Source organism: Achromobacter pulmonis (assembly GCF_021733725.1).
GTDB classification, from domain to species: Bacteria; Pseudomonadota; Gammaproteobacteria; order Burkholderiales; family Burkholderiaceae_B; genus Achromobacter; species Achromobacter pulmonis.
In genome coordinates this window covers 1,179,226-1,193,948 of the sequence record NZ_JAIFOT010000001.1, presented here as the reverse complement: position 1 = coordinate 1,193,948, position 14,723 = coordinate 1,179,226, and the positions used below count along the sequence as shown (strand labels likewise).

The 14,723-nt window shown below is 67.0% G+C and carries 12 protein-coding genes; all 12 read left to right on the top strand.

The window, feature by feature from the left end; translation table 11 throughout:
- Positions 1-140 precede the first annotated feature (140 nt).
- The 12 genes from siaA to K2W61_RS05430 all read left to right on the top strand — a co-directional run bounded on the left by siaA (position 141) and on the right by K2W61_RS05430 (position 14,585).
- Positions 141-2,126, top strand: a complete 1,986-nt coding sequence (siaA, locus tag K2W61_RS05485) for a biofilm regulation protein phosphatase SiaA (protein ID WP_236755163.1) — start codon at positions 141-143, stop codon at positions 2,124-2,126.
- 23 nt (positions 2,127-2,149) lie between these two features.
- Positions 2,150-2,689, top strand: coding sequence for a biofilm regulation protein kinase SiaB (gene siaB / locus K2W61_RS05480; RefSeq protein ID WP_175135416.1), 540 nt, complete (start codon positions 2,150-2,152; stop codon positions 2,687-2,689).
- Between the two features lie 39 nt (positions 2,690-2,728).
- Positions 2,729-3,106 (top strand): biofilm regulation phosphoprotein SiaC, encoded by a 378-nt coding sequence (gene siaC, locus K2W61_RS05475; RefSeq protein WP_175135417.1) that lies wholly within the window; start codon positions 2,729-2,731, stop codon positions 3,104-3,106.
- Positions 3,103-3,900, top strand: a complete 798-nt coding sequence (gene siaD / locus K2W61_RS05470) for a biofilm regulation diguanylate cyclase SiaD (protein ID WP_236755162.1) — start codon at positions 3,103-3,105, stop codon at positions 3,898-3,900. Before siaC ends, siaD begins: the two co-directional genes overlap by 4 nt.
- A 39-nt stretch (positions 3,901-3,939) precedes the next feature.
- Positions 3,940-6,516, top strand: coding sequence for a sensor domain-containing protein (locus tag K2W61_RS05465; RefSeq protein WP_236755161.1), 2,577 nt, complete (start codon positions 3,940-3,942; stop codon positions 6,514-6,516).
- Positions 6,517-6,761: 245 nt separating this feature from the next.
- Positions 6,762-9,113: a bifunctional salicylyl-CoA 5-hydroxylase/oxidoreductase gene (locus K2W61_RS05460; RefSeq protein WP_236755160.1), complete on the top strand. Its 2,352-nt coding sequence runs from the start codon at positions 6,762-6,764 to the stop codon at positions 9,111-9,113.
- Positions 9,110-9,901 (top strand): SDR family NAD(P)-dependent oxidoreductase, encoded by a 792-nt coding sequence (locus K2W61_RS05455; protein WP_236755159.1) that lies wholly within the window; start codon positions 9,110-9,112, stop codon positions 9,899-9,901. Before K2W61_RS05460 ends, K2W61_RS05455 begins: the two co-directional genes overlap by 4 nt.
- A 46-nt stretch (positions 9,902-9,947) precedes the next feature.
- Positions 9,948-10,805: an enoyl-CoA hydratase family protein gene (locus K2W61_RS05450; protein ID WP_175140147.1), complete on the top strand. Its 858-nt coding sequence runs from the start codon at positions 9,948-9,950 to the stop codon at positions 10,803-10,805.
- A gap of 2 nt (positions 10,806-10,807) precedes the next feature.
- Positions 10,808-11,977: an acyl-CoA dehydrogenase family protein gene (locus tag K2W61_RS05445; RefSeq protein WP_236756950.1), complete on the top strand. Its 1,170-nt coding sequence runs from the start codon at positions 10,808-10,810 to the stop codon at positions 11,975-11,977.
- A 62-nt stretch (positions 11,978-12,039) separates the two neighbouring features.
- Positions 12,040-13,680 (top strand): AMP-binding protein, encoded by a 1,641-nt coding sequence (locus tag K2W61_RS05440; RefSeq protein ID WP_236755158.1) that lies wholly within the window; start codon positions 12,040-12,042, stop codon positions 13,678-13,680.
- 22 nt (positions 13,681-13,702) lie between these two features.
- Complete coding sequence (locus K2W61_RS05435; RefSeq protein WP_175135424.1) at positions 13,703-14,128, top strand: acyl-CoA thioesterase; 426 nt, start codon at positions 13,703-13,705, stop codon at positions 14,126-14,128.
- Positions 14,129-14,180: 52 nt separating this feature from the next.
- Positions 14,181-14,585 carry a RidA family protein gene (locus K2W61_RS05430; protein WP_006388562.1) on the top strand — a complete coding sequence of 135 codons (405 nt, stop codon included), beginning with the start codon at positions 14,181-14,183 and terminating at the stop codon, positions 14,583-14,585.
- Positions 14,586-14,723 lie beyond the last annotated feature (138 nt).

The window sequence follows — 14,723 nt, the reverse complement described above, 5'->3', positions numbered from 1 at the left end:
TTCGCCCGAAATAGGCCAGCCTTTGGCAAATTCGCGCGTTTACGCCTGTTTCCATTCATCCGATGGTTCTCTACACTTAGCGCGCCGTGCGTACCGCGTGGATGCGTCACGTCTTATCAAGCTGTCAGGGAAGACTTCGCATGGCGAAATGGGGTTTGCGCAAAAAATCATTGATGGCATTGCTGCTGGCGTGCGTGGTCGCGCTGGCGCCGGCCGCGCTGATCGGCTGGCAGGTGCTGGACGGGGTGCGCGACCACTTCGGCCGCGCCTTCGCCGACAACTTCACGCAATTGAACCGCCAGCGCATCCTGGCGCCGGTCTCGCGCGAGCTGGCGCTGTCGCAGCGCCTGGCCGACAGCGAGGTGACGCGCCGCTGGCTGCGCAATGAAAGCGATCCGGCCGCGCGCGAGCTGTTCTTCCGCGAGGCCGACGGCTACCGCCGCGACCTGCTGGGCCGCGCCTATTTCATTGCCAGCGCCGCCACCGGCCACTACTACTTCAACGATGACCAGCCGTTGTCGGAAGCGCCGCGCTATACGCTCAGCCGCGCGGCGGCCGACGATAGCTGGTTCTACAACTCGCTCAAGGCGAGCGCGCGCTACAACATCAACGTCAATCCCGACCTCAAGCTCAAGACCACGCGGGTCTGGATCAACGTGCAGGTGCGCGATGGTGACCAGGTCATCGGCCTGACCGGCGCCGGGCTGGACGTGGGCGGCTTCCTGCGTGACTTCGTCAACAGCGGCCAGCCGGGCGTCACGCCCATCATCGTTGACGAGGAGGGCGCGATCCAGGCGCATATGGACCCCGCCCTGATCGCCTACAACTCGGGGGCCGGGGGCGCCAACGGCCGCGGCATGGTGTTCAACCTGCTCGACCCCGGCAGCAGCCGCGATGAGCTGCGCTCGGCGCTGCACGCGGCCCAGGCCGACCCGCAGTCGGTGCAGTCGGCCTGGGTTTCGATCGACGGCGTGCGCCAGCTGGTGTCGGTGGCCTACATGCCCGAGTTGCACTGGCATGTGCTGACCGTGGTCGACCTGGGCGCGGCCCGGGTGCTGGATACCGACTGGCTGTGGCCGGCGGCGATCGGCCTGGTACTGCTGTTCGCGGCCTTGTTGCTGTGCTTCGGCTACGCCATCGAACGCCTGATGCTGCGGCCCTTGCGCCGCCTGCAGCAGTCGGCCCGGGCCATCGCCGACGGCAGCTACGACGTGCGCCTGCCGCCCGGCGGACAGGATGAGATCGGCGACCTGAGCCGCGCTTTCGGCGTGATGGCCGACAAGGTGCGCCAGCACACCGCCGAACTCGAGAGCAAGGTGCGCGAACGCACCTCCGAGCTGGAGGACGCCAACCGCGCCATGGCGGCCGCGCACAAGAAGATCGGCGATTCCATCGACTACGCCAGCCTGATCCAGCGCGCCATTCTGCCTGACCGCCAGTTGACCCAGTCGCTCGGCGCCCATCATTTCGTGCTGTGGAAGCCCCGTGATGTGGTGGGCGGCGATTTCTACGTGTTCCGCTCCGATGGCGCCAATTGTCTGCTGGGCATCATGGACTGCGCCGGCCATGGCGTGCCGGGCGCGCTGATGACCATGCTGGCGCGCGCCGCCATCGACCTGGCGATCACCGAGGCCGGTCCGTCCGATCCCGCGGGCATCCTGACGCGCACCGACAGCGCCATCCGCGCCATGCTTGCGGATGCGCAACTGCCGCGGGCGCTGGCCACCAATACCGACGCGGGGCTGGTATATATTGACCGCCAGGCCGGCAGCTTGCGGTATGCCGGCGCCAAGATCAGCCTGTACGCCAGCGACGGCGAAACCCTGCGCGAAGTGCCGGGAGGCAAGCGCGCGCTGGGCGACAAGCGGACCGGGACTTACCAGAACGTCGAATTGCGCCTGGAGCCGGGCTGGACGTACTACCTGGCAACCGACGGCTTCCTGGACCAGGCCGGTGGCGAGCATGGCTTCGGCTTCGGCAACACGCGTTTCGCCGAAATGCTCAAGAGACACGCGCGCCAGCCGTTAACCGAGCAGGCGGCCGCCTTTACCGAAGTCCTGGCCCGGTACCAGGGCGGCCGGCCCCAGCGCGACGACATTACCTTGCTGTCTTTCCGTTTCGAATAATCGTTATCAGGGCGGTAACTCCCATGAATGCCTCGGATCTCTACGCATTGGGCGAGCGTTTCGACCAGAACCGCACCTTGTTGTGCTTCAACGGGCCGATCTCGCGCAGCCTGATCGAAGAAATCGGCAATGCGCTGAAGAACTACCTGAATGCCGAGCACGCGCGTCCGGCGGAAGCGATGGATGTGTTCTCGGTCTACATCGAGATGATCCAGAACATCCGCCAGTATGCCGCCCAGAACGGCGACGCCGACGCCTGCGCCACGGTGGTGATCGGGCGCCGCGACGAAAGCCGCTATGTGGTGTCGGCCGGCAACCTGGTCAAGGCCGAGGACGGGCAAAGCCTGGTGGCGCGCATCCAGCAACTGGCCACGCTGGACAAGGCCGCCTTGAAGGCGGAATACAAGACGCAGCTGCACAAGCCGCGCACGCCCGGCGCCGCGTCGGGGGCCGGCCTGGGCCTGATCGATATCGCGCGCCGGGCCGGCGCGCCGCTGGAAGCCAGCCTGACGCCCGCGGCGGGCGAGGGCCGGGCCTTCTTCAGCTTGAGCGTCGTGATCTGACCGGCGCGCCAAAGCCCAAGAAAATTTTCGGAGTCATTGATGAAAGACCTAGAAATTCCCGGGACCCAGTCCACGCCCGCCATCACCGCCGATGCCGCCGCCGGCGTGCTGGCGATGCGCGGCGACTCGTATCCCGAGAACTCCTTCGAGCTGTTCGGCCCCGTGATCGAATGGGTCGAAGCCTATCTGCTCGGCTCGGCCGCGCCGTTGAAGCTCGAACTGGAACTGCTCTACCTGAACACCAGCAGCATCAAGTCGGTCATGGACATCTTCGACCTGCTGGAGGCCGCCCACGCCAACGGCCGCGAGGTCAGCGTGACGTGGTTCTACGACATGCGCAACGAGCGCGTCGGCGAGTTGGCCGAGGAATTCAAGGAAGATTGCACCTTCCCGTTCTCGGTCGTTGGCCGGCAATGAAGCACGGCAACGCCGAACTGGACGAACGCATCGCCACGCTGCTGGCCGACCCGGCATACGCCGGGCATCCGCTGCGCGAGGCCCTGCAGGACCTGTGGCGGCATACCGCCGAGCAGATGGCGCGGATCGAGCGCGTCACCCACCTGTCGGACGCCTATCAGTCGATGGCGCACCAGCGCGAAATGGGGCTGTGCGAACAGTTCGACCGGCAGTTGCAGCGGCTGGCGCGTATTGCGCGTATCTCCGATCATTACCAGAGCATGATGCGCGACCTGAACAAGACGCTGGAAGAGACGTCGCGCCGGGATCCGCTGACCGGCCTGCTGAACCGCCGCGCGCTGATGGAGATGATCAAGCAGGAGGTGCAGCGCGCCACCCGCGGCGGGCAGGCCTTCGTGGTCGCCATGCTCGACGTCGACCATTTCAAGGCGGTCAATGACCGTTATGGCCATGAAATCGGCGATCGCGCCCTGGTGGAATTGGCTGGCGCCATGCGCAACAGCCTGCGCGAGTACGACCTGTGCGGCCGCTGGGGCGGCGAGGAATTCCTGGTGCTGTTGCCCGCGACCCCGCCCGAAACGGCGCAGGGGGTGATGGACCGACTGGTGGGCGCGGTGCGCGGTCTGGCCATCGACGTCGGGCCTGACGTATTGCGCCTGACCGTCAGCATCGGCATGGCCTGCCACCAACTCGGAGAGACCTTTTCAGAAACGCTCAGCCGGGCGGACCAGGCGCTGTACCTGGCCAAGCAGGATGGACGCGATCGCGTCGCACTTGGATTCCCCCGGCGCTGAATGAACCCGGAACCGCAGTCTTCCGGTATGGAGCCCCTTATGCTTGATTCTCATCCCGGCGGTTCGAGCGTGGCCCCGCAGGGGACCGCGTGGCAGACGAGCAACTATCTGGCGACGATCGACCGGGCACTGCTGCTGTTCGATTTCGATACCGCCGGCTCCCTGCTGCACGCGAATGACAATTTCCTGGCCACGCTGGATTATCCGCGCGCCGACATCGCCTGCTTGCGCCACGACCTGCTGTGCGACAGCATGGACGAAGGCAAGGGCATTGCCGGCGCCGAACAGATCTGGGCGCGGCTGCGCCGCGGCGAGTTTTTTTCGGGCACCTGCCGCTATCGCAAGCGCTGCGGCGCATCGGTGTGGATCGAAGCCACCTATATGCCGATGCGCGACGCCAGCGGCGAGGTGCGCCGCATCGCGGTCATTTCGCGCAAATCCATCGCCGACGCCGAGCGCCAGGAGGAAGTCCGCCTGTTGTTGCTGGGTATCAACGAAACCGGCAATGCCGTGGCGGTGTCCGGCCGTGATGGCCGCATTGTCTATGTCAACGAGGGTTTCCAGCGCATGCTGGGATTCTCGCGCGCCGACGCCCGCGACCAGGAACTGGGCGAACTGTTGGCCGGCGGCCGTCCCGACGGCGGCACCCGCGAGGAACTGGACCGCCGCATCGCCTGCCGCGAGGGCTATCACAAGGACGTGCTGGTCTATGACCGCGGCGGCAAGCCGCTGTGGGTGTCGGTCATGGCCAATTCGGTGTTCGACGAGCGCGGGTCGCTGGTCAATATCGTCGATGTGCTGACCGACATCACGCCCACCAAGGTGCACGAGGTGCTGCAGCGCCGTGTGCTGCAGGCGATGGTGAACGAGGCCTCGGTGGTCGAGGTGATGAACATGGTCTGCCGCGAGGTCGAGCGCCTGGCGCCGGAAGTGGCGGCCACCGTCCTGCGGGTGGACGATGACGGCAAGTTGCGGCCCCTGGCGGCGCCGAGCATGCCCCCCGCCTACAGCGAGGCGCTCGACGGCGAGGCCATCGGTCCGCAAGTGGGCGCCTGCGGCACAGCGGCGTTCCTGGGCCGGCCAGTGATCGTGCCGGATATCGCCACCGATCCGTTGTGGGAAAACTATCGCCATCTGCCGCTGCCGGAGGACATCAAGGCCTGCTGGTCTTCGCCCATCAAGTCGAGCGATGGCCGCGTGATCGGCACATTCGGCTTCTATTTCCGCGAACGCCGCCTGCCGGACGACTTCCACCATCGGCTGGTGGATGTGTGCGTGTATCTGTGCGCGCTGGCGCTGGAGCGCGAGGAGGCTCGTGCCCGTATCCGCCAGCTGGCGTTCTACGACGAACTGACCGGCCTGCCGAACCGCAATCTGCTGCTCGCCCAGGCCGAGCAGGCCATCGCCCGCGCCGAGCCGGAGCGCAAGCGCGTGGCGGTGCTGTTCCTGGACCTGGACCGCTTCAAGCAGGTCAACGACACGCTGGGACATCCCATCGGTGATGCGCTGCTGCGCGACATTGCCCAGCGCCTGCGGCGTCTGGCGCGCGCCTCCGACATCGTCGGCCGCCTCTCGGGCGACGAGTTCGTGGTGCTGATGCCCGATTTCGAGCATGGCCGCCTGACGGCGGCGGCCGAGCACATCCTGGTGTCGCTGGCGCAACCGTTCGTGGTGGGCGGCATCACGCTCAACCCGTCGGTGAGCATCGGCATCAGCGTGTTCCCCGAGAACGGCCGCGACATGGACACGCTGCTGCGTCACGCCGACATGGCCATGTATCAGGCCAAGACCGCGGGCCGCAACCGCATTTCGTTCTTCAGCGCCGAGATGAACCGCCAGGCCCAGGAGCGTCTGGCGCTGGAAGCGGCGCTGCGCGATGCGCTGGAGGGCCGCGCGTTGCGCCTGCATTACCAGCCGCAGGTGGGGCTGAATAACGGCACCCTGTATGGGGTGGAGGCGCTGGCGCGCTGGCGCCATCCGACGCTGGGGGATATATCGCCGGCGCGTTTCGTGCCGCTGGCCGAGGAATGCGGGCTGATCGGCGACCTGGGCGACTGGGCGGTGCGCGAGGCTTGCTCGCAATTGTCGATTTGGCGCCATGGCGGGCTGCAGGTGCCGTCGGTGTCGGTGAATCTGTCGGCGACCAATTTCCACAACCTGAACCTGCCGCGCATGATCGCCGCGACGCTGGCCGAATTCGGCCTGGCGGCGTCAGACCTGATGCTGGAGATCACCGAGGGCGTGGTGCTGGACGCCACGGCGGGCACGCTGCGCACGATCGCGGAACTGCATCGCCTGGGGGTGCGCCTGTCGATGGACGACTTCGGCACCGGCTATTCAAGCCTGGGGCATTTGCGGCGCCTGATCGTGGATGAGCTGAAGCTGGACCGCAGTTTCGTTCAGGGGTTGGAGAGCGACGACGCGGCCCGCGCGTTGACGAGCGCGGTGATCCGGATCGGCGAGAGCCTGAGCCTGCCGGTGGTGGCCGAGGGGATCGAGAATGAAGAGCAGCGGCGCTTCCTGATCGAACAGGGGTGCGCGGCCGGGCAGGGCTTCCTGTTTTCGCCGCCGTTGCCGGCGGATGATCTTGAGGAGTGGTTGCGGGCGCGGGGGTGAGCGGTCTGCTTTTCTTGCGGCGCCTGAGTGCTTAAGGCGCCTCCGCTGCCCCCCACCGGCACCTCCCCTCCCTGCACCCCACGGGCGAACCCCAAGCCCGTCCCCAGAATCCCAGCCCCTCCACGTTTCCCCCATTTGCGATCCTCTCATTCCAGGTATATATTTCAAGCCTAAACTATCAAGGCCTAAAAATAGCAGCGACCCGCCCCAAGCTTCCGGGCCGCACTTCTTGGAGCGTTACGGCAATGAAAATCGTATGCATTGGTGGTGGCCCCGCCGGCCTGTATTTCGGTCTGCTCATGAAGTTGCAGGACCCGGCCAACGAAGTCACCGTGATCGAGCGCAACCGACCCTATGACACCTTCGGCTGGGGCGTGGTGTTTTCGGATGCCACCATGCAGAATCTGCGCGAAGCCGATCCGGTTTCCGCCCAGACCATCGGCGATGCCTTCAACCACTGGGACGACATCGACATCCACTTCAAGGGCCGCAGCCTCCGCAGCGGCGGCCACGGCTTCATCGGCATCGGCCGCAAGAAGCTGCTCAACATCCTGCAGGCGCGCTGCGAAGATGTCGGCGTCAAGCTGGTGTTCGAGAACTTCGTGCAGGACGACCAGGCCATCGCCCGCGAATACGACGCCGATCTGGTCATTGCCTCGGACGGCATCAACAGCCAGATCCGCATCCGCTACGCCGACACCTTCCATCCCGATATCGACCAGCGCCGCTGCCGCTTCGTCTGGCTCGGCACCAAGAAGACCTTCGACGCCTTTACCTTCGCCTTCGTGCAGACCGAGCACGGCTGGTTCCAGGCGCATGCCTACCGCTACGAAGACGGCATGTCGACCTTCATCGTCGAGACGCCCGAAGAGACCTGGCAGGCCGCCGGCATCGAGCAGATGAGCCAGGAAGACGGCATCGCCTATTGCGAGAAGCTGTTCGCGCCGTGGCTCGACGGCAACCCGCTGGTCAGCAATGCCTCGCACCTGCGTGGCTCGGCCATCTGGATCCGCTTCCCGCGCGTCATCTGCAACACCTGGGTGCACTGGAACTCGCTGGACACGCCGCGCGGTAAGCGCGCCGTGCCGGTGGTGCTGATGGGCGACGCGGCGCACACCGCGCACTTCTCCATCGGCTCGGGCACCAAGCTGGCGCTGGAAGACGCGATCGAGCTGGCGCGCTGCCTGAGCGGCGCCGAAGGCAGCGTCGAACGCGGCCTGAAGCACTACGAGGAAGTGCGCAGCGTCGAGGTACTGAAGATCCAGAACGCCGCCCGCAACTCCACCGAGTGGTTCGAGAACGTGGCGCGCTACGCCGAACTCGAACCCGAGCAGTTCGCCTATTCGCTGCTGACCCGCTCGCAGCGCATCTCGCACGAAAACCTGCGGCTGCGCGATCCGGCCTGGCTGGAAGGCTTCGAGCGCTGGATCGCCGAGCATGCTGGCGCGCCGGCGCCGGCCGGCCAGCGGCCCGCGCTGCCGATGCTGACGCCGTACCGGGCGCGCGGCGTGACGCTGAAGAACCGCATCATGGTGTCGCCGATGGCCATGTATTCCTGCACCGACGGCGTGCCGGGCGATTTCCACCTGGTCCACCTGGGCGCGCGCGCCATGGGCGGCGCCGGGCTGGTGATGGTGGAAATGACCTGCGTTTCGCCCGATGGCCGCATCACCCCGGGGTGCCCGGGCCTGTGGAATGACGCGCAGCAACAGGCCTTTGCCCGCATCGTCGGTTTCGTGCATGGCAACAGCGACGCCCGCATCGGCGTGCAGCTGGGCCACGCCGGCCGCAAGGGTTCGACCCAATTGGGCTGGCAGAAGATCGATCACCCGCTGGCCGAAGGCAACTGGCCGCTGCTGTCGGCCTCGGCGCTGCCGTACATCGAGGGCGTGTCACAGACGCCGCGCGCCATGACGCGCGCCGACATGGACGACGTGCGCGACAACTTCGTGGCCGCCGCGCGCCGCGCCCAGGCCGCCGGTTTCGATTGGCTCGAACTGCACTGCGCCCACGGCTATCTGCTGTCCAGTTTCATCTCGCCGCTGACCAACCACCGCGACGACGAATACGGCGGCAGCCTGGAGAACCGCTTGCGCTTCCCGCTGGAAGTGTTCCGCGCGGTGCGCGCCGTCTGGCCCGAGGACAAGCCGATGTCGGTGCGGATCTCGGCCAGCGACTGGGTCGAGGGCGGCATCACCGCCGATGATGCCGTCGAGATCGCGCGCCACTTCAAGGCCGCCGGGGCCGACATGATCGACTGCTCGTCGGGCCAGGTCAGCAAGGAAGAAAAGCCGGTCTACGGCCGCATGTTCCAGACCCCGTTCGCCGACCGCGTGCGCAACGAGGCCGGCATCCCCACCATCGCGGTGGGGGCGATCTTCGAGGCCGACCACGCCAACGCCATCATCGCCTCGGGCCGCGCCGACCTGTGCGCGCTGGCCCGTCCCCATCTGGCGGATGCCTCCTGGACGCTGCGCGAAGCGGCCCGCGTGGGCTATCGCGATGTGGCCTGGCCGAGCCAGTACTTCGCCGGCAAGCGCCAGCTGGAAACCAATTTCGAGCGCGCCGCCGCCATGGCGCAACTGGATATCAAATGAGCGCTTCCTCCCTTCCCCTGGCGGGGCGCCACGCGCTGGTGACGGGCGGCGCCCGCGGCATCGGCCTGGCCAGCGCCCGCGCGCTGCTGGCGCGCGGCGCCCGCGTCACGCTGCTGGGCCGCGACGGCGGCGCGCTGGACGCGGCGGTCGACAGCCTGGCCAGCCTGGGCCAGGTGCAGGCGGTCAGCGCCGACATCGCCGATGAGGCTTCGGTGCGCCAGGCCTTCGCCCAGGCCGAGGCCGAGCTCGGCCCGGTGCTGGTGCTGGTGAACAACGCCGGCCAGGCGGTCAGCCAGCGCTTCGACCGCACCGACGCCGCGCTGTGGCAGTCGATGCTGGCGGTCAACCTGACCGGCACCTTCCACTGCATCCAGGCGGCCTTGCCTGGCATGCTGGCGGCCCGGTGGGGCCGCGTCATCAACGTGGCCAGCACCGCCGGCCTGATCGGCTACGCCTACGTCAGCGCCTACTGCGCGGCCAAGCACGGCGTGATCGGCCTGACCCGCTCGCTGGCGCTGGAAACGGCGCAGAAGGGCGTCACCATCAACGCCGTCTGCCCGGGCTATACCGAGACCGACATCGTGCGCGGCGCGGTCACCAATATCGTCGAGAAGACCGGCATGACGCCGCAAGCCGCCCGCGCCAAGCTGGCCGAGCGCAATCCGCAGGGCCGCCTGGTGCAGCCCGAAGAAGTGGCCGAAACGGTCGCCTGGCTGGCGCTGCCGGCCTCGTCGTCCATCAATGGCCAGGCCATCGCCGTCGACGGCGGCGAAGTGATGACCGGCTGAGCCGGCACGTCCCCACTCCATCCCACGATTCCACCACGGAGACAGCATGAGCACGCAGCCCGAAGAGCACACCATGAAGCACCACAAGCGCCCGCTGGCCGGCTACCAGGCGCGGACGTTCCTGTGGCAGGTGTCGGCCGACGGCAAGGTCGCCACCATCACGCTCAACCGCCCCGAGCGCAAGAACCCGCTGACCTTCGATTCCTACGCCGAACTGCGCGACCTGTTCCGCGCGCTGGTGTACGCGACCGACATCAAGGTGGTGGTGGTGGCCGGCGCCGGCGGCAACTTCTGCTCGGGCGGCGACGTGCATGAAATCATCGGCCCGCTGACGAAGATGAGCATGCCCGAGCTGCTGGACTTCACCCGCATGACGGGCGACCTGGTCAAGGCCATGCGCGCCTGCCCGCAGCCCATCGTGGCGGCCGTGGACGGCGTTTGCGCCGGCGCCGGCGCGATGGTGGCGCTGGCCGCCGACATGCGCCTGGGCACGCCGGCCGCGCGTACCGCCTTCCTGTTCACGCGGGTGGGCCTGGCGGGCGCCGACATGGGCGCGTGCACGCTGCTGCCGCGCATGATCGGCCAGGGGCGCGCCTCCGAGCTGCTGTACACCGGCCGCGCCATGACCGCCGAGGAAGGCGCCAGCTGGGGCTTTTTCAACGCCCTGCACGCATCGGATGCGCTGATGGACGCGGCGGCCAAGCTGGCCGCGCAGCTGGCCGCGGGCCCGACCTTCGCCCACGGCGTGACCAAGAAGCTGCTGCACCAGGAATGGAACATGGGCGTGGATGAGGCCATCGAAGCCGAAGCCGAGGCGCAGGCCATCTGCATGCAGACGCGCGACTTCCACCGCGCCTACGAGGCGTTCGTCGCCAAACAAAAACCCGTCTTCGAGGGGAACTGATGATGCGCGACGCAAGCTGGCTGGACTGGCCCTTTTTCGACGACGCCCACCGCAAGCTGGCGCACGAGGTGGACAGTTGGTGCGAAGGCGCCCTGGGGGACGTCGATCACCACGATGCCGACGCCGCCTGCCGCAAGCTGGTCAAGGCCATGGGCCAGGCCGGCTGGCTGCGCTACGCGGTCGCCGGCGGTCCCGGCGGCGCCTGGGGCGGGGCGCTGCCCGAAGTCGACTCGCGCTCGGTCTGCGTCCTGCGCGAGACTTTCGCGCGCCACGAGGGCCTGGCGGATTTCGCCTTCGCCATGCAGGGCCTGGGCAGCGGCGCGATCTCGCTGATGGGGTCGGACGCGCTGCGCCAACGCTACCTGCCGCGGGTGGCGGCCGGCGAGGCCATCGCGGCCTTCGCGCTGTCGGAACCGGATGCCGGCTCGGACGTGGCCGCGCTGGCCTGCGAGGCGCGGCGGGACGGCGACCACTACGTGCTCAACGGCGCCAAGACCTGGATTTCCAACGGCGGCATCGCCGACTTCTATTGCGTGTTCGCGCGCACCGGCGAGGCGCCGGGCGCGCGCGGTATCAGCGCCTTCGTGGTGGATGCCGACACGCCGGGGTTCGAGGTCTCGGAGCGCATCGAACTGATCGCGCCGCATCCGCTGGCCACCATCACCTTCGACAACTGCCGCATCCCGGTGGCGCAGCGGCTGGGCGAGGCGGGACAGGGTTTCAAGCTGGCCATGATGACGCTGGACATCTTCCGCGCCTCGGTGGCGGCCGCCGCGCTGGGCTTTGCCCGCCGCGCGCTGGACGAAGGGCTGGCGCGCGCCAAGTCGCGCCGCATGTTCGGCCAGACGCTGGCCGATCTGCAACTGACGCAGGCCGCGCTCGGCGACATGGCCACGGCCATCGACGCCTCGGCGCTGCTGACCTACCGCGCCGCGTGGATGCGCGACGTGCAGAAACAACGCACCACGCGCGAGGCGGCCATGGCCAAGATGACGGCCACCGAATCGGCGCAGAGCGTGATCGACCGCGCGCTGCAGATGTTCGGCGGCGCCGGCGTGGTCTCGGGGATGCCGGTGGAGAAGCTTTACAGGGAAATCAGAGCGCTGCGTATCTACGAAGGCGCCACGGAAGTGCAGAAGTTGATCATCGCCCGCGAGTTGCTGAAAGCCTGAGCGAGCCATCGAGCTTGCGCTTTCGGCACTGTCAACCACATCGCAGCAGCAAGGGGAATTGCATGGAAGTATCCGCCCACATCGACACCTTCACCCGGGACAATCTGCCCCCGGGCGAACAATGGCCAGAATTCCTGCTGGACGGCCCGGACGTGGCCTACCCAAAACGTTTCAATTGCGCCGTCGAACTGGTGGACGCCATGGTCGGGCGCGGCCATGGCGAGCGCATCGCGTTGCGCTGGGCGCAGGATGGCAAGTCGGCCAGCATGACCTACCGCGAGCTGGCCGCGCTGACCAACCGCATCGCCCGCGTGCTGGTCGAGGACATGAAGCTGGTGCCGGGCAACCGGCTGCTGCTGCGCGGCCCCAACAACCCGATGATGGCCGCTTCGTGGCTGGCCGCCATCAAGGCCGGCCTGGTGACGGTGCCAACCATGCCGCTGCTGCGCGCCAAGGAGCTCAAGCAGATCATCGACAAGGCGCAGATCCAGGCGGTGCTGTGCGATGTCCGCCTGAAGGACGAGGCGCAGTTCTGCGCCCAGCCGGATCATGAGCAGCATTGTCCGGGCCTGGCGCAGATTGTGTATTTCAACGATACGGCGCCCGATGCGCTGGACACGCTGGCCGCCGCCAAGCCGGACGACTTCGCCGCCTGCGATACCGCCGCCGACGACGTCTGCCTGATCGCGTTCACCAGCGGCACCACGGGCGCGCCCAAGGGCTGCATGCACTTCCATCGCGACGTGCTGGCGATGTGCGATCTGTTTCCCAAGCATGTCATCAAGCCGGGGCCGGACGATATCTTTTGCGGCACGCCGCCGCTGGCGTTCACTTTCGGGCTGGGCGGGCTGCTGTGCTTCCCGCTGCGGGTCGGCGCCAGCACGGTGCTGGCCGAGCGCCTGACGCCGGAGAGCCTGTTGCAGCTGATCCAGGATTTCCGCGCCACCATTGTCTTCACCGCGCCCACGTTCTACCGCCAGATGGCGGCGCTGGTGGGCAAGTTCGACCTGTCCTCGCTCAAGAAGAGCGTGTCGGCCGGCGAGGCGCTGCCCGATGCGACCCGGCAGTTGTGGAAGCAGGCCAGCGGCATCGAGATGATCGACGGCATTGGCGGCACGGAGATGATCCACGTGTTCGTGTCGAGCCCGCCCGAGTCGGTGCGCCGCGGCGCCATCGGCCGGGTCGTGCCGGGTTATATCGCCCAGATCGTGGACGACGAGATGAACCCGGTGCCCAATGGCACGGTGGGCCGCCTGGCGATCAAGGGGCCGACCGGCTGCCGCTACCTGGCCGACGAGCGCCAGCGGCGCTTCGTGCAGAAGGGCTGGAACCTGCCGGGCGACACCTTCGTGCAGGACGACGACGGCTATCTGTTCTACCAGGCGCGCAACGACGACATGATCGTCTCGGCCGGCTACAACATCGCCGGCCCTGAGGTCGAGGACGCGCTGCTGCGCCACGAGGCGGTGGCCGAATGCGGCGTGGTCGGCGCGCCCGACGAGGAGCGCGGCCAGCTGGTCAAGGCCTTCGTGGTGCTCAAGCCGGGTTTTGCGCCCAGCGAGGCGCTGGTGGCGGCGTTGCAGCAGTTCGTCAAGGCCAGCATCGCACCTTACAAGTATCCCCGCGCCATCGAGTTCGTATCGGCGCTGCCGCGCACCGAGACGGGCAAGCTGCAGCGTTTCGCGTTGCGCAAGATGGCGTGATTTTTTGCATCAAGGAAATTCCATGGCAGCACCTTTCATCAGCCAGGTCGAAGTCCGCTTCCGTCATTGCGATCCGGCGGGCATCGTTTTCTATCCTCGCTACTTCGAGATGATCAATGACTTTGTCGAGGAATGGTTCGACAAGGGCATGGGGTTGCCATTCCACGCGCTGCATGTGGAGCGCCACATCGGCACGCCGATGGCGTCGGTGACGTGCGATTTCAGTGCGCCGAGCCGCTGGCATGAGAGGCTGCGCCAGACGCTGCAGGTGCAGCGCATCGGCGGCGCGTCGTTCAAGGCGCTGGTGCGGTTCGAGGGGCCGGACGGGCAGTTGCGGTTGTCGGCGACGCTGACGATCGTGACGGTGGATCTGCGCACGATGAAGTCGATGCCGTTGCCGGCGGATCTGCGCGAGCGCATGCAGGATTATCTGGTCGCCGCCGAGTGAGTGCGGTGGTGGTCACCCTGGTGTTTGTTTTTTGATAATAGGATGAGACGTTATGAAGATTCTGCAACCGCCGGATTGGATGGCGCCGAGGGGCTATTCGAATGGGATCCTGACCGAGATGACGGTGGGGAGCAAGCTGGTGTTCGTGGGCGGGCAGGTGGGCTGGAACGGGCAGCAACAGTTCGAGTCGGATGACCTGGCCGATCAGGTTCGGCAGACGTTGGCGAATATCGTGGCGATTCTTGCCGAAGGCGGAGCCAGGCCTGAGCATATCGTGCGGATGACGTGGTATGTGACGGACAAGGATGCCTATGTGGCGGCGTATCCGGAGATCGGCAAGCACTATCGTGAATTGATCGGGCGGCATTTTCCGGCGATGACGGCGGTGGAGGTGGCGGATCTGGTTGAGGATCGGGCCAAGGTGGAGATTGAAGTGACGGCTGTTGTGCCGGCTTGAATGTGGGGCCTGCCTGGCGTGTGATGCGCGCCGGGTTGGGTTCTTGAGCCGCGGGTGACGGGGCAGGCGGGGGATGGCGAGGCTACGATTGCAGTCCGGAGCCTTCGCTCCGGACTGCCCCGTTGTCATCCTCGTCCG